The 19744-nt window shown below is 70.0% G+C and carries 15 protein-coding genes; 13 read left to right on the top strand and 2 right to left on the bottom strand.

Annotated elements, in window-relative coordinates; all coding sequences use genetic code 11:
• Positions 1–82: 82 nt before the first annotated feature.
• Both ileS and Adu01nite_RS36695 read left to right on the top strand, forming a co-directional pair.
• Positions 83–3205 (top strand): isoleucine--tRNA ligase, encoded by a 3123-nt coding sequence (gene ileS, locus Adu01nite_RS36690; protein WP_203733906.1) that lies wholly within the window; start codon positions 83–85, stop codon positions 3203–3205.
• A 157-nt stretch (positions 3206–3362) separates the two neighbouring features.
• Positions 3363–4034, top strand: a complete 672-nt coding sequence (locus Adu01nite_RS36695; protein WP_203733907.1) for a lysophospholipid acyltransferase family protein — start codon at positions 3363–3365, stop codon at positions 4032–4034.
• A 10-nt stretch (positions 4035–4044) separates the two neighbouring features.
• Here Adu01nite_RS36695 and Adu01nite_RS36700 read toward each other — a convergent pair whose 3' ends face one another.
• Positions 4045–5220: a hypothetical protein gene (locus tag Adu01nite_RS36700; RefSeq protein ID WP_203733908.1), complete on the bottom strand. Its 1176-nt coding sequence runs from the start codon at positions 5218–5220 to the stop codon at positions 4045–4047.
• A gap of 156 nt (positions 5221–5376) precedes the next feature.
• Here Adu01nite_RS36700 and Adu01nite_RS36705 point away from each other — a divergent pair, with 156 nt between their 5' ends.
• From Adu01nite_RS36705 to Adu01nite_RS36755, 11 genes are all read left to right on the top strand, one after another.
• The gene (locus Adu01nite_RS36705) at positions 5377–6174 is read left to right on the top strand and encodes an alpha/beta fold hydrolase (RefSeq protein ID WP_203734095.1); all 798 of its coding nucleotides are present in this window, start codon (positions 5377–5379) and stop codon (positions 6172–6174) included.
• 53 nt (positions 6175–6227) lie between these two features.
• Positions 6228–8699: a SpoIIE family protein phosphatase gene (locus Adu01nite_RS36710; RefSeq protein ID WP_203733909.1), complete on the top strand. Its 2472-nt coding sequence runs from the start codon at positions 6228–6230 to the stop codon at positions 8697–8699.
• 11 nt (positions 8700–8710) lie between these two features.
• Complete coding sequence (locus Adu01nite_RS36715) at positions 8711–9037, top strand: STAS domain-containing protein (RefSeq protein ID WP_239132978.1); 327 nt, start codon at positions 8711–8713, stop codon at positions 9035–9037.
• Between the two features lie 22 nt (positions 9038–9059).
• The gene (locus Adu01nite_RS36720; RefSeq protein WP_203733911.1) at positions 9060–11003 is read left to right on the top strand and encodes a TIGR03960 family B12-binding radical SAM protein; all 1944 of its coding nucleotides are present in this window, start codon (positions 9060–9062) and stop codon (positions 11001–11003) included.
• 51 nt (positions 11004–11054) lie between these two features.
• Positions 11055–11783, top strand: a complete 729-nt coding sequence (locus tag Adu01nite_RS36725) for a TIGR03936 family radical SAM-associated protein (RefSeq protein WP_203733912.1) — start codon at positions 11055–11057, stop codon at positions 11781–11783.
• 157 nt (positions 11784–11940) lie between these two features.
• Positions 11941–15099, top strand: a complete 3159-nt coding sequence (locus Adu01nite_RS36730) for an Rne/Rng family ribonuclease (RefSeq protein WP_203733913.1) — start codon at positions 11941–11943, stop codon at positions 15097–15099.
• A gap of 163 nt (positions 15100–15262) precedes the next feature.
• On the top strand, positions 15263–15763 hold the full coding sequence (locus tag Adu01nite_RS36735) for a hypothetical protein (protein ID WP_203733914.1): 501 nt from the start codon (positions 15263–15265) through the stop codon (positions 15761–15763).
• A 148-nt stretch (positions 15764–15911) separates the two neighbouring features.
• Complete coding sequence (gene rplU / locus Adu01nite_RS36740; protein ID WP_203733915.1) at positions 15912–16226, top strand: 50S ribosomal protein L21; 315 nt, start codon at positions 15912–15914, stop codon at positions 16224–16226.
• Positions 16227–16240: 14 nt separating this feature from the next.
• A complete protein-coding gene (gene rpmA, locus Adu01nite_RS36745; RefSeq protein ID WP_203733916.1) occupies positions 16241–16498 on the top strand; it encodes a 50S ribosomal protein L27 in 258 nt (85 codons plus the stop codon).
• A gap of 70 nt (positions 16499–16568) precedes the next feature.
• A complete protein-coding gene (gene obgE / locus Adu01nite_RS36750) occupies positions 16569–18074 on the top strand; it encodes a GTPase ObgE (protein WP_203733917.1) in 1506 nt (501 codons plus the stop codon).
• 57 nt (positions 18075–18131) lie between these two features.
• On the top strand, positions 18132–18635 hold the full coding sequence (locus tag Adu01nite_RS36755) for a GNAT family N-acetyltransferase (protein WP_203733918.1): 504 nt from the start codon (positions 18132–18134) through the stop codon (positions 18633–18635).
• On the opposite strand, the gene trpS is transcribed toward Adu01nite_RS36755, so the two are convergent.
• Entirely contained in the window at positions 18616–19581 is a 966-nt protein-coding gene (gene trpS / locus Adu01nite_RS36760; protein ID WP_203733919.1) for a tryptophan--tRNA ligase, read from the bottom strand. The genes Adu01nite_RS36755 and trpS overlap by 20 nt on opposite strands.
• Positions 19582–19744: the final 163 nt, after the last annotated feature.

A 19744-nucleotide genomic window follows, 5' to 3' on the forward strand; every position in this document is an offset into this window, starting at 1 on the left:
AGCGAGGTGGTACCGCGGGCGTCGACAAAGACGCTCGTCCTCGCAGTCGCATCTGTTGACTGCATCGAGGAGAACCGCCGACATGGCCTATCCCAAGCACACCGACGCCACGGGCGTACCGGCCAGCCCGGATCTGCCCGCGGTCGAGCGCGCGGTGCTCGACCACTGGGCGGCCGACCACACCTTCGAGGCGTCCGTCGCGCGCAACCCGGCCGGCGAGAACGGCACCAACGAGTACGTCTTCTACGACGGACCGCCGTTCGCCAACGGGCTGCCGCACTACGGGCACCTCTTCACCGGGTACGTGAAGGACCTGGTGCCGCGCTATCAGACGATGCGCGGGAAGCACGTGGAGCGCCGCTTCGGCTGGGACACCCACGGCATGCCCGCCGAGATCGAGGCGGAGAAGCAGCTCGGCATCACCACCAAGGCGCAGATCGTCGACCTGGGCATCGACAAGTTCAACGACGCCTGCCGTACGTCGGTGCTCGCCTACACCAAGGACTGGGAGGGGTACGTCACCCGCCAGGCCCGGTGGGTCGACTTCGAGAACGACTACAAGACCCTCGACCCCAGTTACATGGAGTCGGTCATGTGGGCGTTCAAGACCCTCTACGCCAAGGACCTGGTCTACGAGGGCTTCCGCGTTCTCGCCTACTGCTTCCGCTGCGAGACGCCGCTGTCGAACACCGAGACCCGGATGGACGACGTCTACCGGGACCGGACCGACCCGGCCGTCACCGTGACGTTCCAGTTGGAGACCGGCGAGAAGATCGCGGTCTGGACCACCACGCCGTGGACCCTGCCGTCGAACCTCGCGCTGGCCGTCGGCCCCGACATCGAGTACTCGGTGCTGGAGAAGGACGGCGAGAAGCTGATCATGGGCAGCTCGCGCGTGGCGGCGTACGCAAAAGATCTCGAAGGTTTTGATCCTGTCGGCACGGTGATGGGCCGTGACCTGGCCGGACGCCGGTACACGCCGTTGTTCGACTTCCTGGTCGAGTCGGGTGGTCCCAACGCCTTCCAGGTGCTGGCGGCCGACTATGTGACCGACGAGGACGGCACCGGGGTCGTGCACCAGGCGCCCGCCTTCGGTGAGGAGGACCAGAACGTCTGCAACGCGGCCGGCATCCCGACCATCGTGGCGGTCGACGAGCACGCCCAGTTCACCGCGCTGGTGCCGGCCTGGCAGGGCGTGCAGGTCTTCGACGCGAACAAGCCGATCATCGCGGCGTTGCGGGAGAAGGGGGTGCTGCTCAAGCAGGAGGGCTACACCCACTCCTACCCGCACTGCTGGCGCTGCGACACCCCGCTGATCTACAAGGCGGTGTCGTCGTGGTTCGTCGCGGTGACCAAGTTCCGGGACCGGATGGTCGAGCTCAACCAGGAGATCACCTGGACGCCGGCGCACATCAAGGAGGGCTCGTTCGGCAAGTGGCTGGCCAACGCCCGGGACTGGTCGATCTCCCGGAACCGGTTCTGGGGCTCGCCGATCCCGGTGTGGAAATCGGACGACCCCAATTACCCGCGGGTCGACGTCTACGGCTCCTTCGACGAGTTGCAGCGTGACTTCGGCGTCGAGGTGACCGACCTGCACCGCCCGTTCGTCGACGAGTTGGTTCGTCCGAACCCGGACGACCCGACCGGTAGGTCGACGATGCGGCGCGTGCCGGAGGTGCTGGACTGCTGGTTCGAGTCCGGCTCGATGCCGTTCGCCCAGGTGCACTACCCGTTCGAGAACAAGGACTGGTTCGAGCACCACTACCCGGGCGACTTCATCGTCGAGTACATCGGGCAGACCCGCGGCTGGTTCTACACCATGCACGTGCTGGCCACGGCGCTGTTCGACCGCCCCGCGTTCCGCAACTGTCTCAGCCACGGCATCCTGCTGGGCGAGGACGGCCGGAAGATGTCGAAGTCGCTGCGCAACTATCCGGACGTCTACCGGGTCTTCGACTCGTACGGCTCGGACGCGATGCGCTGGATGCTGATGTCGTCGCCGGTGCTCCGCGGTGGGGACATGCCGGTCACCGAGACCGCGATCCGCGATTCGGTGCGCCAGGTGCTGCTCCCGCTCTGGAACGTCTGGTACTTCTTCAGCCTTTATGCAAATGCTTCCGGCTATGAAGCGTCTTTTAGAACAAATTCCCAACACCTGCTTGACCGGTACGTGTTGGCCAAGACCAGTGAGCTCGTCTCCGACGTGCAGCGCCAGATGGATGAGTACGACATCTCGGGTGCGGCCGGCTCCGTGCGGTCCTACCTGGATGCGCTCACCAACTGGTACGTCCGCCGGTCGCGGGATCGCTTCTGGGCCGGCGACGAGGATGCGTTCGACACCCTCGCCACCGTGCTGGAGACCCTCTGCCGGGTGCTGGCGCCGCTCGCGCCACTGACCACCGAGGAGATCTGGCGTGGCCTGACCGGTTCGCGGTCCGTGCACCTCACGGAATGGCCGTCCGCGGCCGAGTTCCCGGCCGACCACAAGCTGGTGGCGTCGATGGACGCCATCCGCGACGCGGCGTCGTCGGCGCTGTCGCTGCGCAAGGCGCGAGCCCTGCGGGTGCGGCTGCCGCTGGCGAAGCTGACCGTGGCGACCGCCGACGCGACCAACCTGGCGAGCCTGGCCGACCTGCTCTCCGACGAGGTCAACGTCAAGGACGTGGTGTTCACCGACGACGTGGCCGCCTACTGCGAGCAGGTCCTGACCGTCGTGCCGCGGGCCCTCGGCCCGCGTCTCGGCAAGCAGGTCCAGCAGGTCATCCAGGCGGTCAAGAAGGGTGACTGGCAGCTGGTCGACGGCGCGCCGGTCGCGGCCGGCGTCGCGCTGCAGGAGGGCGAGTACGAGTTGAAGCTGGTCGCCGCGGACGTGGCGAACTCGGCACCGCTGCCCGCCGGGGCCGGGGTCGTCGTGCTCGACACCGTGGTGACGCCGGAGCTGGCGGCCGAGGGCGTGGCCCGGGACGTGATCCGGGTGGTCCAGCAGGCCCGCCGGGATGCCGACCTGGACGTCTCGGACCGGATCGCGCTGACCGTCTCGGCCGCCGACGCGGTCCGGGCCGCGGTCGAGACGCACCGCGACTTCGTGGCGGGGGAGACCCTGGCCACCGCGGTCGCATTCGTCCCGGCCGGGGCCGGCGGATTCGCCGGCGAGGTCGGCGACGGCGAGCAGGTCACCGTGTCAGTCAGCCGTACCGCTGGGTAACAAGATGTGAAAGAGTTAACCCGGCCCGGGTATTTGCCGCCTTCGCGGTCAATGTCCGGGCCGGGTTGTCAAGATCGACGGGGACTTCCCGCGTGGTGTCCGATAACCTCACCCTGCCACCCCCACTTTGTGCACCACCCGTACCGGAGGATCCCCGTTGCCGCTGCTCTACTCCATCGGCAAAGTCACCGTCGGCAATGCGCTGATGCTCGGCTGGCGGCCACGTGTCGAGGGCCTCGAGTTCGTACCCCGCACCGGCGGGGCGATTTTCGCCGGTAACCACCTGTCGGTCGCCGACGAGCTGTTCCTCGGCGCGGTCGTCCCCCGCCACCTGGCCTTCTGGGCCAAGGCCGAGTATTTCGACGGCACCGGCGCCGGCGGCTGGTTCACCCGCAACCTGCTCAACGGCCTCGGCGCGATCCGGGTCCAGCGGGCCGGCGGCCGGGACGCGCTCGCCGCGTTCGACGGCGCCATCCCCGTGCTGCAGTCCGGCGACTGCGTCGTCGTCTACCCCGAGGGCACCCGCTCACCCGACGGCAAGCTCTACCGCGGCCGCACCGGCGTGGCCCGGCTGGCCGTCGCGGCCGGCGTCCCGATCATCCCGGTCGGCACGCTCGGCACCGAGAAGGTGCAGCCCATCGGCCAGCCGTACCCGAAGCCGTTCAGCGGCAAGATCACGGTGAAGTTCGGCAAGCCGATCGAGACCACCGGCCGGTCCGACGACCGCACCGCGCTGCGTGCGCTCACCGACGAGGTGATGCACGAGATCCAGAAGCTGACCGGCCAGGAGTACGTGCCGCGCTACGCCCCGGCGAAACCCGCCGCCTAGCCCGCGTTTTTTAGCCCGCCGCCGGGGTCAGCACCTCGCTGCGCAGGCTGCTGACCAGCGCGGCGCTGTCCTTGATCGAGCGGCGGGTCAACAGCACGGTGGCCAGGCTGCCGTGGTCGGCCCATGCGCACACCACCACCGAGCTGCCGTCCACCCGGCCGATGCCGCAGCTCTCGTGCGCCCCGGTCTCGCCCAGGTCGAACTGCTGCACCTGCTTCAGGTTCAGCTGGTCGGCCAGGTTGTCCAGCTGCGCCTGCACGTCCGACTTCGGGGTGAACCGCCAGCCGGTCACGCCGAAGACGGTCACCCGCTTGCCGCGGCTGTCGCCGTAGACCCCGGCGAACGGGGTGCCGTCGGCCGCCTTCGCCGAGCGCAGTTGGTCGGCCAGCCGGTCGGCGGCGCGCTTGCTGGCGTTGTCGTCGCGCAGTTGCAGGTCGGAGAAGGACGCCGGCAGGTCGGCGCTCACCGGGTACTGCCGCGCCGCCGGGAACTGGAAATAGGCGAACGGCCCGCCGCAGCAGCAGAGCACGCCGAGCACGGTGAGCAGGGCCAGGCGGCGACCCCAGCGGCGTTTGCGGCGCGGCGGGGGCATTGGTCGTTGCGGGCGCGGTGCCGCCCACGGCGGCGGCGGGGGGAGTCGCCCGGGCGCGCCGGGGCGGGTCTGCACCGGCAGGCGGTTGGCCGGCGGGCGGGCTTGTGCCGCCCGAGCCGCGGCGTTTTGGGCCGCGATCTGGGCGGCGGCGTGAGCGGCGGCCGCCTTTTCGCGAGCTTTGCGTTCGTGCCGGCTGAGCTTGGGCGGCTTCGGCGGCGCGGGGGCTTTCGGTTGCGGCGCTGCCGGGGGCGGCGCCGCCGGCGCCGGCGACTCGATCCGGGTCGGCGGCATTTCAACCGGTTGGTCCAGCTTGGTGGGGTCGGTTTCGGCAATTTGCGGTACGACCGGGAAGCCGTCCCACGGTGTGTCCTGGCCTGCCCACGGGTCGACCGCGGGGATCGCGGCCCGCTCGTCGTCCGGCTCCGGGCGCCGCCGGGTCCACCGCGACTTCTTCGGTGCCGGCGGCGGCACGACGGCCGATCCGCTCCAGCGAGCCGGTGCGTCCACCGTCGAGGGATCCTCCCCGCCGTCGATGCGGGTCGCCTCAGGCAACTCGGCCGCGGGGTCGTTGTCATCCCGCTGCTGGTCAGCCATCCGTCGATCTCCTTCGCTGCCGGTGGTCCGGCCCCTGACGCAAGGTTAGAGGCGTGGCGCCAGCAATCAGGAACTGCGCGTTCCGGATTCCGAGCGCAAATGCCGGACAACCTGGGCGATGTGCCGGACGGTCTGGAGCCGTATGGTTACCGAGACATGAGAACGACACAGAGAAATGCCGTCACGTTGACCGGGAGTGATCTCGGTCAGCCGATGGTGTTCGCCCACGGCTATGGCTGCGACCAGAACATGTGGCGCCTTGTTGCTCCGGCCTTTGCGGATACGTATCGGCTCGTTCTTTTCGACCATGTAGGTAACGGCAAATCCGATCTGTCGGCCTACGATTCCGACCGTTACTCCACCCTCGACGGTTACGCCGGCGACATCCTCGAGATCCTGCACGAAAATGATCTGTGGGACGTCGTCTTCGTCGGCCACTCGGTGAGCGCCATGATCGGCGTACTCGCCGCGATCCGGGAGCCCGAGCGCTTCGCCAAGCTGGTCCTCGTCGGGCCTTCGCCGCGCTACATCAACGAGCCGACCGAGGACTACGTGGGTGGGTTCGCCCGCGCCGACATCGAGTCCCTGCTGGACTCGCTGGACAGCAACTACCTCGGCTGGTCCAGTCAGATGGCCCCGGTGATCATGGGCAACCCGGACCGTCCCGAGCTCGGTGAGGAGCTGACCAACAGCTTCTGCCGCACCGATCCGGAGATCGCCAAGAAGTTCGCGCGGGTCACCTTCTTCTCCGACAACCGCGACGATCTGCTCAAGCTCCGCACTCCGGCATTGATCCTGCAGTGCTCGGATGATGTGATCGCACCGACCGTGGTGGGTGACTACGTGCACAAGCACACCGCGGGCAGCACTCTGGTGCATTTGAATGCGACCGGGCACTGCCCCAACCTGAGCGCCCCGGAAGAAACGATCGACGCGATCAAGTCCTGGCTGTAGATCTACCGAATCGAAGCGTAGAGCGGAACGTGAGTGACTCAGGTGGGCCGGACGTGACACAAGAGTTACGACTGCCCTGGGATGACGACCCGGACGACCTGTACGAGCATGCGCCGTGCGGGTATCTGACCACGCTCCCCGACGGGACCATCGTCAAGGTCAATCAGACATTCCTGGCCTGGACGGGGTACACCCGAGGGGAGCTGGTCGGGCACCGCCGGTTCCGTGACCTGCTCAGCTCGGGCGGGCAGATCTACCACGAAACCCATTACGCGCCGCTGCTGCGGATGCAGGACGAGGTGAACGAGCTCGCCTTCGACGTGGTCTGCTCGGACAAAACCACGCTGCCCACGCTGGTCAACTCGGTGCTGGCGCGCGGGCCGGCCAAGGAGCCGCGGGCGATCCGCACCACCGTCTTCAACGCCACCGACCGGCGCAGCTACGAGCAGGAGTTGCTGGCCGCCCGCAAGCGCGCCGAGGACTCGGAACGCCGCATCCAGGTGCTCCAGCAGATCGTGGCCGACCTGGCGGCGGCACCGACCGAGGCCGAGGTGGCCGAGGCCGTGGTGCGCGCGCCCGAGCCGGCCTTCGGCGCCGCGAGCAGCAGCATCTACCTGGTCGACGCCGACCGCGACCTGATCATCGCGGTCGCCTCGACCGACCCGACCACCGGCAACTGGGACGACATGCCCCGGTCGTCGAAGCGGGCGGTGGCCCGGGTGGCCGAGCGCGGCGACCTGCACGTGGTCGGCTCGGTCGGCGAGGCCCGGCAGCACTTCCCCGATCTGGTCGACAACATGCGCAGGTCCGGCCGCAACACGGTGGTGCTGCTGCCGCTGACCACCGGCCCGACCGACGAGAACACCGGCACCGAGACCCTCGGCGTGCTGGCGTTCAGCTTCACCGGCGAGCGCAAGCTCAGCGACGCCGAGCTTCGCGTGGTGCGACTGCTCGGCCAGCAGGCCGGCCAGGCGCTCGACCGGGCCCGGCTGTACGACGACGGCCGCCGCCGCGAGGAGCGTGCCGCCTTCCTGGCCGAGACCACCCGCTGCCTCGACGAGATGCACCGGCTCAACCCGCGGGCCCGCCGGCTGATCGACCGGGTGGTGCCGGAGATCGCCGACTGGGCCGTGCTGAGCCTGTCCATCGGCAACGGCATCCATGAGGAGGCCGGCGGCTCGCCACCCGACGCCGACCTGCTGGCCCAGGCACAGCATCGGGCGACGGTGGCGAGCGTGCCGAGCTTCCCGCCGCCCGGCGATCCGCTCGGCTGCGTGGTGCTGCCGCTGACCGCCCGCGGCCGGGTGCTCGGCACGCTGTCGGTGCGGATGGCGCCGGACCGCCGGGGCGCCGCCGCCGAACGGGCCTTCCTCATCGACCTGGCCGACCGGGCCGGGTTGGCGCTGGAAAACGCGCGCCTCTACGAGCAGGAGCGGGAGACCGCCCGCACGCTGCAGCGCAGCCTGCTCGCCGCCGACCTGCCCAAGGGCGACATCCGGTTCGCGGTGGACACCCACTACCAGGCGGCCGGGCTGGACCTGGAGGTCGGCGGCGACTGGTTCGACGCCTTCCTGATCAACAAGGACCGGCTGGTGGTGGCGGTCGGCGACGTGGTCGGCCGGGGCATCGACGCGGCCACCACGATGGGCCAGCTGCGCAGCGCTATCCGGGCGCTGGCCGGGGACGCGGTCGGGCCGGCCCGGCTGCTGCAGGGGCTGGACCGGTTCGTCGAGCGGGTCGAGACGGCCCGGATGGCCACCGTGGCGTACGCCGAGGTCGACCTGAACACCGGCGAGCTGACGTACGCCTGCGCCGGTCACCTCCCGCCGCTGCTGCAGGCGCCGCTCGGCCTGCCGGAATTTCTCCTGCAGGCGCGCTCGGCGCCGCTGGGCTCCCGGGCCGGCGACACCCGGCGCACCGAGCACCGGTTGCGGCTGCCGCCCGGCAGCCGCCTGCTGCTCTACACCGACGGTTTGATCGAGCGGCGCACCCGGCCGATCGACCAGGGTTTCGAGGTGCTGTCCCGAGAGTTCGCCCGGCGGCGGGACGCACCGCTGCCCGGCCTCACCGCCGGGCTGGCCGACTTGCTGGTCGGCCGCGACCACGCCGACGACGTCTGCCTGCTCTGCCTGTCGCTGGGCAGCGAGGAGCGGATCGAACGGAGCCTGGGGGCCGACCGGCAGCAGATCGCGCTGCTGCGCGCCGACCTGCGGGCCTGGCTGGTCGCCCACGGCATCGAGCCGGAATGCCGGGACGCGGTGCTGCTGGCCTGCTCGGAAGCGGTGGCGAACGCGATCGAGCACGGTTACCGGGACGACCCGTTCGGCGTGATCGACGTGGTCGCGACGGTGACCGGCGACGCGGTCGAGGTGCGCGTCGCCGACAAGGGGACGTGGCGGGGCGCGTCCACCGACGTGGCGCGCGGCCGTGGCCTGCAGTTGATCCGCGAATCGATGGACCAGGTGCTCTTCGACCGGAGCAGCGGCACCACCGTCATCATGCGGCGCAGCCTGGAGGCCCAGTGACCGACCAATGGGTGACTTTCTCCAATTTCGGTGACGCGGCTCTGGTCCGGCTGACCGGGGAGATCGACCTGGCCAACGCGGGCGACATCGGGCGCGCGATAGTGAACCGGGTCAACGAGGCCGGCAAGGTGCTGATCGACCTCACCACGGTGTCTTTCCTGGACAGCGCCGGGGTGCGGCTGCTCGACGCGCTGGTCGGCGACCTCCTCGTGCACGGCACCCGGACCCGGCTGGTGGTGGGCGAGCGGGGTGCCGCGCGGATGACTCTCCAGCTGTGCGCCTTCCGGGAGGACATCCTGACCACCGACCTGGAGCGGGCGGCGGCCGACTTGAAATAGGGTCCAAGTACCCTGGACTTCCATGAGTGCAAGCTCCGTCTTCCCACAGCTCGAACAGCTGCTGCCCCGCGTCAGCAAGCCGATCCAATACGTGGGCGGCGAGCTCGGCGCCGTCGTCAAGGATTGGGACGCCACCACCGTCCGCTGGGCGTTGATGTACCCCGACGCGTACGAGGTGGGCCTGCCCAATCAGGGCGTCCAGATCCTCTACGAAGTGCTCAACGAACAGCCGGATGTGCTGGCCGAGCGCACCTATGCGGTCTGGCCCGACCTCGAGGCGCTGATGCGCGAGCACGGCGTCCCGCAGTTCACCGTCGACGCGCACCGCCCGGTGCGCGCGTTCGACGTGCTCGGCCTGTCGTTCGCGACCGAGCTCGGCTACACCAACATGTTCACCGCGCTCGATCTGGCCGGCATCCCGCCGGAGAGCAAGGACCGCACGGTGGACGACCCGATCGTGCTGGCCGGCGGGCACGCGAGCTTCAACCCGGAGCCGATCGCCGACTTCATCGACGCGGCCGTGCTCGGCGACGGCGAGGAGGCCGTCCTCGAGATCACCGGCATCATCCGGGAGTGGAAGGCCGAGGGCTGCCCCGGCGGCCGGGACGAGATCCTGCTGCGCCTGGCGCGCACCGAGAGCATCTATGTGCCGCGCTTCTACGACGTCGACTACCTGCCCGACGGCCGCATCCAGCGGGTCGTGCCGAACCGCCCGGACGTGCCGTTCCGGGTCGCCAAGCGCACGACGATGGACCTCGACGCCTGGCCGTACCCGAAGAAGCCGCTGGTCCCGCTGGCCGAGACGGTCCACGAGCGCTATGCGGTGGAGATCTTCCGCGGCTGCACCCGGGGTTGCCGCTTCTGCCAGGCCGGCATGATCACCCGCCCGGTCCGGGAGCGGTCGATCACCACGGTGGGCCAGATGGTGCGGGAGGGGCTGGAGTTCTCCGGCTTCAACGAGGTGGGCCTGCTGTCCCTGTCGTCGGCCGACCACTCCGAGATCGGCGACATGTGCTCCGGCCTCGCCGAGCAGTACGCGGGCACCAACGTCTCGCTGTCGCTGCCGTCGACCCGGGTGGACGCGTTCAACATCGACCTGGCCCAGGAGCTGTCGAAGAACGGGCGCCGTACCGGCCTGACCTTCGCGCCCGAGGGCGGCTCCGAGCGGATCCGCAAGGTCATCAACAAGATGGTGACCGAGGAGGACCTGATCCGGACGGTCGTCACCGCGTACTCGAGCGGCTGGCGGCAGGTCAAGCTGTACTTCATGTGCGGCCTGCCCACCGAGACCGACGACGACGTGCTGCAGATCGCCCGGATGGCGCACGAGGTGATCAAGGCGGGCCGGGTGGCCGCCGGCACCAAGGACATCCGCTGCACGGTGTCGATCGGCGGGTTCGTGCCCAAGCCGCACACCCCGTTCCAGTGGGCGAAGATGGAGCGCCCCGAGGTGATCGACGCTCGGCTCAAGATGCTCAAGCAGGAGATCAACAGCGACCGGTCGCTGGGCCGGGCGATCGGCTACCGCTACCACGACGGCGAGCCGTCGCTGATCGAAGGCCTGCTTTCCCGGGGCGATCGCCGCGTCGGGGCAGTGATCCGGCGCGTCTGGGAAAAAGGCGGACGTTTCGACGGCTGGAGCGAACATTTTTCGTACGCCCGCTGGGTCGAGGCGGCCGCCGAGGTGCTCCCCGCCTTCGGTGTCGATCTCGACTGGTTCACCACCCGCGAGCGCGAGCAGGCCGAGGTGCTCCCCTGGGACCACCTCGACTCCGGCCTCGACAAGGACTGGCTCTGGCAGGACTGGCAGGACTCGGTCAGCGAGTACGAGCAGGACGACTGCCGCTGGACCCCGTGCTTCGACTGCGGTGTCTGCCCGTCGATGGACACCGAGATCCAGATCGGCCCGACCGGTAAGAAACTGCTGCCCCTGACCCCGGTGAACAACCTGCGGATCCCGGCCTAGGAGAACACGATTCCCCCCAAGAACCAGCCGGTCGGCGGCCAGGCCCCGGTCGTGCAGCGCATCCGTATCCGGTACGCCAAGCGTGGCCCGCTGCGCTTTACGTCACACCGGGACTTCGCCCGTGCCTTCGAGCGGGCACTGCGCCGGGCCGCCGCACCGGTCGCGTTCTCCCAGGGCTTCCACCCACACCCCAAGATTTCGTACGCGAGTGCGGCGCCCACCGGCGTCGGCAGTGAGGCCGAGTACCTGGAGATCGGGCTGCAGGCCGAGGTCGACCCGGAGCAGTTGCGGCTCGCGCTGGACGCCGCCCTGTCGCCCGGCCTCGACGTGCTCGAGACGGTGGTGGCCGGCGAGGGCAGCCTCGCCGACCGGATCGACGCCTCCCGGTGGCGGATCGAGCTGACCGGGGTCGACCCGGCGGTGGCCGAGGCCGCCGTCAAGAGCTTCGTCGATGCCGAGGAAGTGCTGGTCGAGCGCATGACCAAGCAGGGCCGGCGCTCGTTCGACGCCCGTTCCGCGGTGACTCACATCGCTGTGACCGAGCAGTCCGACCTACCTTCCGGGGCGGACGGCGCACCGTGTGCGATAATCGACCTTGTCGTACGACTGGTAACACCCGCCGTGCGGCCCGATGACGTTCTTTCCGGCCTGCGTGTCGTAGCTGGTCTGGAGCCGCCGGTGCCCTCACGGGTGACCCGGCTGGCCCAGGGCACGCTCACCGCGCAGGGGGAGATCGCCGATCCGTTGGAAGCGGATCGACTGGCAGCCCACCCGGGATAGACGGGCGCCATCGGAGGGCGTCGGCTGCAAAAACAGCGGGCGCCTGTCGGCAGACTTCGGCCGCCCGTCCGACCAACGGCCGGGACCGAAATACTTGCGGCGACCCTGCGTGGCAGCGCTCACACGCGCCCGGGGCTGCCAGAACTGGAGAGCGCCCATGCTCGAAAACGAGCCAACGGGCGGTGAATTGGTCGGAGCGGTCACGCCGCCCGCCGATACCGCCGATAGCCCTACAACCACCCCTGTGCGCCGAACCAGGACCACACGCCGCAAGGCAGCCGCCCCAGCGGCCGAGGTCCCGGCATCAGAGGTTCCCGCGTCGGAGGACGCACCCGAGGCCGCACCGGTCCCGGTGAAGGCCACCCGCAGCCGTCGTAAGGTCGCCGCACCGGCGGCCCAATCGGTGGCCCAGCCGGCCGCCGAGGCCCCCGAGGACGGGGAAGCTCCGCCGGCCGAGGTGCCGGTGAAGGCGACCCGTGCCCGCCGGAAGAAGGTCGCGGCGCCCGCCGCCGCACCCGAGCCGGTCGAGGTGGTGTCCGTCGTGGCACTGCCGGTGGACGATCTCGTCGAGCCGGTCGTCGAGGAACCGGTCGTCGAAGAGGAAGCAGTCGAGGAGGAGCCGGCCGTCGTGGCCGAGCCGATCATCGGCGTGCTGCCGCTGGACGACGACTTCGTCGAGGAGGAGCAGCCCAAGCGCCGTACGCGCCGGGCGCCGCTGCCCCCCGCCGTACTCTTCATGCCGCCGGAGGCCACCGAGGAGCCGGTGGTGGCCCCGGCCGCCGCTCGCCGCACCCGGCGTGCCGCACCTGTCGTGCCGGTCGTGGCCGTCGAGCCGGAGGTCGCCGAGGCCGTGGCCGAGGTCGCCGAGCTGCCCGTCGAGGAACCGGCCGAGACCACCCGCCGCAGCCGTCGCCGCCGTCGCGGAGGCGCCGCCGAGGACGCCGAGCCGATCGAGGCCGTGGCCGTGGCCGAGGTCGCCGAGCCGATTGTCGACGAGACGGACGAGAGCGCCGACGACGTCGAGGACGACGACGACTCCGAGGACGAGCTGTCCGCGAGCCGCCGCCGTCGCCGGCGTGGCCGCCGCGGCCGTGGTCGCGGCAAGGGCCCGGCCGAGGACGGCGAGGAGTTCGCCGAGGGCGAGGAGCCGGTCGACGCGACGGCCGAGGACGAAGCCGAGGACGGCGAGGACGAGCCCGACGAGGGGGACGGCGTCACCCGCCGTCGCCGCCGCCGGCGCCGCAAGGGTTCCAGCGGCGACGGCGACACCGGGGGCATCGAGGACGGCGTGCACACCGTCGTGCGGGTGCGCGAGCCGCGCCGCAGCGACGAGGTGCAGGGCGTCTCCGGCTCGACCCGGCTCGAGGCCAAGCGCCAGCGCCGCCGGGACGGCCGCGAGCAGCGCCGGACCCGCCCGCCGATCCTGAGCGAGTCGGAGTTCCTGGCCCGCCGGGAAGCGGTCGACCGGGTCATGGTCGTCCGGCAGAAGTCGGACCGGACCCAGATCGCCGTGCTGGAAGACGGCATCCTGGTCGAGCACTACGTGGCCCGGGCCACCTCCGGCACCATGGTCGGCAACGTCTACCTCGGCAAGGTGCAGAACGTGCTGCCGAGCATGGAGGCGGCGTTCGTCGACGTCGGTCGCGGCCGTAACGCCGTGCTCTACGCCGGCGAGGTCAACTGGGACGCCACCGGTCTGGAAGGCCGGGCCCGCTCGATCGAGCAGGCGCTCAAGTCCGGCGACTCGGTGCTGGTGCAGGTCACCAAGGACCCGATCGGGCACAAGGGCGCCCGGCTGTCCAGCCACATCGCGCTCTCCGGCCGGCACCTGGTCTACGTGCCGAACGGCAACGCGTCCGGGATCAGCCGCAAGCTGCCGGACAACGAGCGCAAGCGGCTCCGGGACGTGCTGAAGAAGCTGGTGCCGGACGGCGCCGGGGTCATCGTGCGGACCGCGGCCGAGGGTGCCAGCGAGGACGAGCTGGCCCGCGACGTGAAGCGTCTGCAGGCCCAGTGGGAGGACATCCAGCGCCGGTCCGCCGAGGGCCACGCGCCGGTCGCTCTCTCCGAGGAGCCCGACCTGGTCATCCGGGTGGTCCGGGACCTCTTCAACGAGGACTTCCGCGAGCTCGTGGTGCAGGGCGACCAGGCGTACGGCGAGGTCGAGGAATACCTCAACTCGGTGTCGCCGGACCTTCTCGAGCGTCTGCACCGCTACACCGGGGTCGCCGACGTCTTCGCCGACAAGCGGATCGACGAGCAGATCCTCAAGGGTCTCGACCGCAAGGTGTTCCTGCCCTCGGGCGGCCACCTGGTGATCGACCGCACCGAGGCGATGACGGTGGTGGACGTCAACACCGGTAAGTACACCGGTGCCGGCGGCAACCTCGAGGAGACGGTCACCCGGAACAACCTCGAGGCGGCCGAGGAGATCGTCCGGCAGCTGCGGCTGCGCGACCTCGGCGGCATCGTGGTCATCGACTTCATCGACATGGTGCTGGAGAGCAACCGCGACCTGGTGCTGCGGCGACTCACCGAGTGCCTGGGCCGGGACCGCACCAAGCACCAGGTCACCGAGATCACCTCGCTCGGCCTGGTGCAGATGACCCGCAAGCGGATCGGGTCCGGCCTGCTCGAGGCGTTCAGCGAGACCTGTGACCACTGCAAGGGCCGGGGCGTGCTGATCCACACCGAGCCGGTGCCGGAGAAGCGCAGCAACGGTGGCAGCGGCAACGGCGGCGGCACCCAGGTCAAGGCGGTTGCCGCGGCGCCGCGGATCGAGCAGCCGGCCGCACCGCAGCAGCAGCAACCGCAGCAGCAGCCGGCCTCGGGCCGGTCCCGCCGGCGGCGTGGCGGTGCCGAGGCGGCCTCGATCGAGGCGGCCGCGGCCGAAGCGGCGGCTGCCGTGGTCGAGGGGGAGCAGATCGCTCCGCTGGAGACCGTGGTCGTGGTCGAGCCGGTCGTGGTCCAGCCGGTCGTGGTCCAGCCGATCCGGGAGAGCCCGGTCGCGATCGCGGCCGACCTGCCGCCGATCGTCGGCTCCGGCATCGTGTCGGCCGCTCCCAGCGCGGTCAGCAAGGCCGAGCCGGGCGACGACTACGACATCAGCGGCTACGACCTGTCCCGCTACGACTCGGACGTGCCGGCGGCTCCGGCCGAGGCGGCGTCCGACGAGGAGCCGTTGCGGCTGACCGGGTCGGACGACCCGGATGCGGCCGACGAGGACGACGAGGAAGAGGACGACGAGCCGGTGGGCGCGGGTGCGGGCCGCCGGCGGTCGCGGCGCGGTGGCGCCCGGCGGCGTACTCGCCCCTGATTTCGGAACGACGGTGGGCAGTTCGGTAAAGAAACCTAACTACTGAACTGCCCACCGTCGTCGAAGTCCGCTAACCTCGCGGGGATCGCCCTTCCAACCGCCCCACCGCCGCCCTTGAGCGGACTGAAGGCGGTTCCTCTTTCCCCCGAGGAGACCGACCCCGATGCGACGCCTCGCATTCCTGATAGTTCTGCCCTTCCTGGCTGCCGGTTGCTCCGGCGGCGATGACACCGCGGCCACCGCCGGCGGCGTCACGTCGGCCCCCGGCGGTTCCGCGGCCGCGCCGGCACCGGTCGACCCGTCCGCGGCGGCGGCCGGCGACAAGGCCCTCTCCGGCAACACCAAGGCGATCTGCGACCAGGCCACCCGCACCAGCACGAGCTTCGGCGAGACCTTCATCGCCGACCTCAAGCTGCAGATCGATGCCGCCGGTAAGGATGCGGCGGCCAAGAGCCGGGCCCAGGAGAAGATCGACCAGGATGTGTCGAGCTACTCGGGCGCGCTCGCCGGCATGGCGAAGCTGGCCGACGACAAGGCGCTCAAGAGCGCGCTCACCCAGATGAGCAAGCAGGTCAAGGCGTTGAAGGGCGACGTCACCAAAATCAACGCGGACAAGATGTCGGAGATCACGGCTACCCTGGACAAGGCCTGCGGTAAGAGCTGAGGTCCCCGGTTTGGGTTCGGCGTGGCTGATGAAGTACGCTTGCCGACGGCGCTTTTCATGCGCCTTTCCCCGCGCGATCCTGGCCGGGAAGCACCATCCGCCAAGCAGCGGTCTCATCGCTGCGTAAGTCTCAGGGAGTCCGCGTCCGATGTACGCGATCGTCAAGACCGGCGGCAAGCAGTACAAGGTTGCCGAGGGCGACGTGATCGAGGTCGAGAAGCTCGCGGGCGTGCCCGGCGATGCGCTCACGCTCGCCGCAGTCCTCCTCGTCGACGGTGACAACCTGGTGACCGACGCGGCCAAGCTTGCCAACGTTACGGTGTCCGGCGAGATCGCCGAGCACACCAAGGGTCCGAAGATCCGGATCCACAAGTTCAAGAACAAGACCGGCTACCACAAGCGCCAGGGGCATCGTCAGCCTCTGACCAAGATCAAGGTCACCGGCATCAAGAGCGGGAAGTAAGGGGCGGATCACTCATGGCTCACAAAAAGGGTGCGTCCAGCTCGCGCAACGGCCGTGACTCCGCCGCTCAGCGGCTCGGCGTCAAGCGGTTCGGTGGCCAGCTGGTCAACGCGGGCGAGATCCTGATCCGTCAGCGCGGCACGAAGTTCCACCCGGGCGAGCTCGTCGGCCGTGGCGGCGACGACACGCTGTTCGCGCTGGCCAGCGGCAACGTGCTCTTCGGCACCAGCCGTGGTCGCAAGACCGTCAGCATCGTTCCGGTCTCCCAGTAATTCTTGCAGCAGCGGGCCACGGACCCTCCGGGGTTCGCGGCCCGCTGTTTTTGTTTTAGGAGTTGAGCAAGTGACCACGTTCGTCGATCGGGTCGTGCTGCACCTGCAGGCGGGTGACGGCGGGCACGGCTGCGTCTCGGTACGCCGGGAGAAGTTCAAGCCACTCGGTGGGCCCGACGGTGGCAACGGCGGGCACGGCGGCAGCATCACGCTCGTCGTCGACCCGCAGCAGCACACGCTGCTCGACTTCCACTTCCACCCGCACATCAAGGCGCCCACCGGCACCAGCGGCGCGGGTGCCAACCGGGACGGCGCCAACGGCAAGGACCTGGTCGTGCAGGTGCCGGCCGGCACCGTCGTGCACAGCGAGGACGGCGAAGTGCTGGCCGACCTGGTCGGCGAGGGCGCCACCTTCGAGGTGGCCCGCGGCGGCCGTGGTGGCCGGGGCAACGCCTCGCTGGCCAACACCCGGCGCAAGGTGCCCGGTTTCGCCGAGCTCGGCGAGCCCGGCGAGCACCTCGACGTGGTGCTCGAGCTGAAGAGCGTGGCGGACGTGGGGCTGGTCGGCTTCCCGTCGGCCGGCAAGTCGTCGCTCATCTCGGTGATCTCCGCGGCCAAGCCCAAGATCGCCGACTACCCGTTCACCACCCTGGTGCCCAACCTGGGCGTGGTGCAGGCCGGCGACCAGACGTTCACCGTGGCCGACGTGCCCGGGTTGATCCCGGGTGCGGCCACCGGCAAGGGCCTCGGCATGCAGTTCCTGCGGCACATCGAGCGCACCTCGGTGCTGGTGCACGTGCTCGACGCGGCCACGCCGGAGATCGACCGCGACCCGCTGGCCGACCTCGACGCGATCGAGGCCGAGCTGTCCGCGTACGGCGGCCTCGAGGACCGGCCGCGACTCGTGGTGCTCAACAAGATCGACATCCCGGACGGCCGGGACCTGGCCGAGATGGTCCGCCCCGACCTGGAGGCCCGTGGCTTCCAGGTGTTCGAGGTCAGCGCGATCACCCGCGAGGGGCTCAAGGAGCTGATGTTCGCCCTCGCCGCCACGGTCGCCGAGCACCGGCTCGCCACCCCGGAGCCGGAGCCGACCCGGGCCGTCGTCCGCCCGCGCGCGGTCGACGAGAGCGGCTTCACCGTCGAGCAGGACGAAGAGGGCGTCTTCGTGGTGCGCGGCAGCAAGGTCGAGCGCTGGATCAAGCAGACCAACTTCGACAACGACGAGGCCGTGGGCTACCTGTCCGACCGTCTCGACCGGCTCGGCGTCGAGGCCGAGCTCGGCAAGAAGGGCGCGAAGGCCGGCGATCCGGTGCGGATCGGCGTGATGGAGTTCGACTGGCAGCCCAACGCCGGCGAGTACGTCACCGGGCCGCGCGGCACCGACTCCCGCCTGGAGGAGGACACCCACCGGGCCAGTGCGTCGCAGCGGCTCGCCGCCCGCAAGGCACGCCGGGTCCGCTCCGACGACGAGCTGCTGCACATGGCTCCGGACGGCACGGTCACCACCCTGGCGAACGCCCAACGGCCGGTGCTCGTCACCGAGTCCGACGATGAGGACGACACCGGCGAATAGGACGTTGTCCAGCTTGACGCAACCATCCGGCAAGGGTGCTCGCTTAGAGTCACCGTCGTGCTGATCGAATCCCGCCCCGGCCTGGACCCGGAACTCGGTGCCCTGGTCACGGCCCAGCAAAGGGAGATCCGGGAGATTGACGGGGGCATGAACACCAAGGTGTTCATGCCTCACGATGACTCTGCGTATCTGGTGGCGGTCGTCAACGAGCGGGCCGTCGCGTGCGGCGCCTGGCAGGCGATGGAACCGGGCGCGGTCGAACTCAAGCGGATGTATGTGCGGCCGGCCTTCCGCGGCCGGGGCATCGCCCGCCAGATGATCGTCGCGATCGAGGAGGAGGCGCTGGCCGCGGGCCGGCCGGTCATCCGGCTCGAGACCGGCAACTATCTGCCCGCGGCGATCGCCCTCTACCAGTCGTCGGGCTACCAGCCGATCCCGGCCTACGGCCCGTACGTCGGCAACCCGTACAGCGTCTGCTTCGAGAAGCGCCTGGCGGCGTTAGTCCACCCGTCCAACCACCCCGCCACCACCCTTGGCCGGACTAAAGACAGAGTCCAATAGCCACCTTCGTACGGCGTACCGTCGCAAGCGCCGCAGGCTGCACCCGGGCCTTGCCCTCCGCCAAGATCTCGCGGACGTGGCCGGGGTCGGCGGAAAGCTCGGCGTGCCGCGCCCGGATCGGCGCGAGCAACTCGACCACCGCGTCGGTGACCTCGCGTTTCAGCGCGCCGTAGGACGTGAACTCGCCCGGCTTCTCGTCGGTGCAGGCGCTGAGGATGGCGAGCAGGTTGCTGACGCCGGGCTGATTTTCCGGATCGTGCCGGACGATGCCCACGGTGTCGGTCACCGCGCGCGAGATCGCCTTGCGGATCGTCTCGGGCGGGTCGAGCAGACCGATCCGGCCGGCCGGCGTGGGGGCGCTCTTGCTCATCTTCCGGGTCGGATCGGCCAGGTCCATGATCCGTGCGGCCGCGTCGGGGCGAATGCCCTCGGGCACGGTGAAGGTCTCCCCGTAGCGTGCGTTGAACCTTAGCGCGAGCGTGCGGGCCAGCTCCAGATGCTGGCTCTGATCCTCGCCGACCGGCACCTGGTCGACGTCGTGCACCAGGATGTCGGCGGCCATCAGCACCGGATAGGTGAGCAGGCTCAGCCGCACCGGCCCGCCCGCCGCCGACTTCTCCTTGAACTGGATCATGCGAGCCGCCTCGCCGAAGGCGGCCGTGCACTCCAGTAGGTAGTGCAGCTCGGTGTGCTCGGGGACCTGCGAGTTCGCGATGATCGGCGTGCGGTGTGGATCGACGCCGGCCGCCAGCAGCAGGGTGGCCACGTCGAGCGTGTTCGCCCGCACCTGGGCCGGATCGTGCTCCATGGTCAGCGCGTGCAGGTCGGCGATCATCGCGATCGAGTCGGTGGCCGCCTGCGCGGCGACCAGCGGGCGCATGGCGCCCAGCAGATTTCCGAGGTGCAGCTTGCCGGTCGGCTGAAAGCCGGTGAGTCGCTTGGTCATGGCGGGATTCCTTCCGTACGGGGTAGGTGGCGCCCCGCCGGAAACCGGCCGTTACATGCGAGAACGGCCGCCCGGAGGGGGCGGCCGCGATGAGGTCATGCGCGTCTGGGTGAGCCGCCCGTCAGGGCAGCCACCAGCAGAGGTTCGTGGCGCGCATAACGCC

This window comes from Paractinoplanes durhamensis, from assembly GCF_016862175.1.
In the GTDB taxonomy this organism is placed as follows: Bacteria; Actinomycetota; Actinomycetes; order Mycobacteriales; family Micromonosporaceae; genus Actinoplanes; species Actinoplanes durhamensis.

What these genes read in the sequence shown, in the direction of transcription:
- ileS (WP_203733906.1), top strand. Translation starts at nt 83, where the DNA reads ATGGCCTATCCCAAGCACACCGACGCCACGGGCGTACCGGCCAGCCCG.
- Adu01nite_RS36700 (WP_203733908.1), bottom strand. Translation starts at nt 5,220, where the DNA reads ATGGCTGACCAGCAGCGGGATGACAACGACCCCGCGGCCGAGTTGCCT.
- Adu01nite_RS36705 (WP_203734095.1), top strand. Translation starts at nt 5,377, where the DNA reads ATGAGAACGACACAGAGAAATGCCGTCACGTTGACCGGGAGTGATCTC.
- Adu01nite_RS36720 (WP_203733911.1), top strand. Translation starts at nt 9,060, where the DNA reads ATGAGTGCAAGCTCCGTCTTCCCACAGCTCGAACAGCTGCTGCCCCGC.
- Adu01nite_RS36730 (WP_203733913.1), top strand. Translation starts at nt 11,941, where the DNA reads ATGCTCGAAAACGAGCCAACGGGCGGTGAATTGGTCGGAGCGGTCACG.
- Adu01nite_RS36735 (WP_203733914.1), top strand. Translation starts at nt 15,263, where the DNA reads ATGCGACGCCTCGCATTCCTGATAGTTCTGCCCTTCCTGGCTGCCGGT.
- rplU (WP_203733915.1), top strand. Translation starts at nt 15,912, where the DNA reads ATGTACGCGATCGTCAAGACCGGCGGCAAGCAGTACAAGGTTGCCGAG.
- rpmA (WP_203733916.1), top strand. Translation starts at nt 16,241, where the DNA reads ATGGCTCACAAAAAGGGTGCGTCCAGCTCGCGCAACGGCCGTGACTCC.
- trpS (WP_203733919.1), bottom strand. Translation starts at nt 19,581, where the DNA reads ATGACCAAGCGACTCACCGGCTTTCAGCCGACCGGCAAGCTGCACCTC.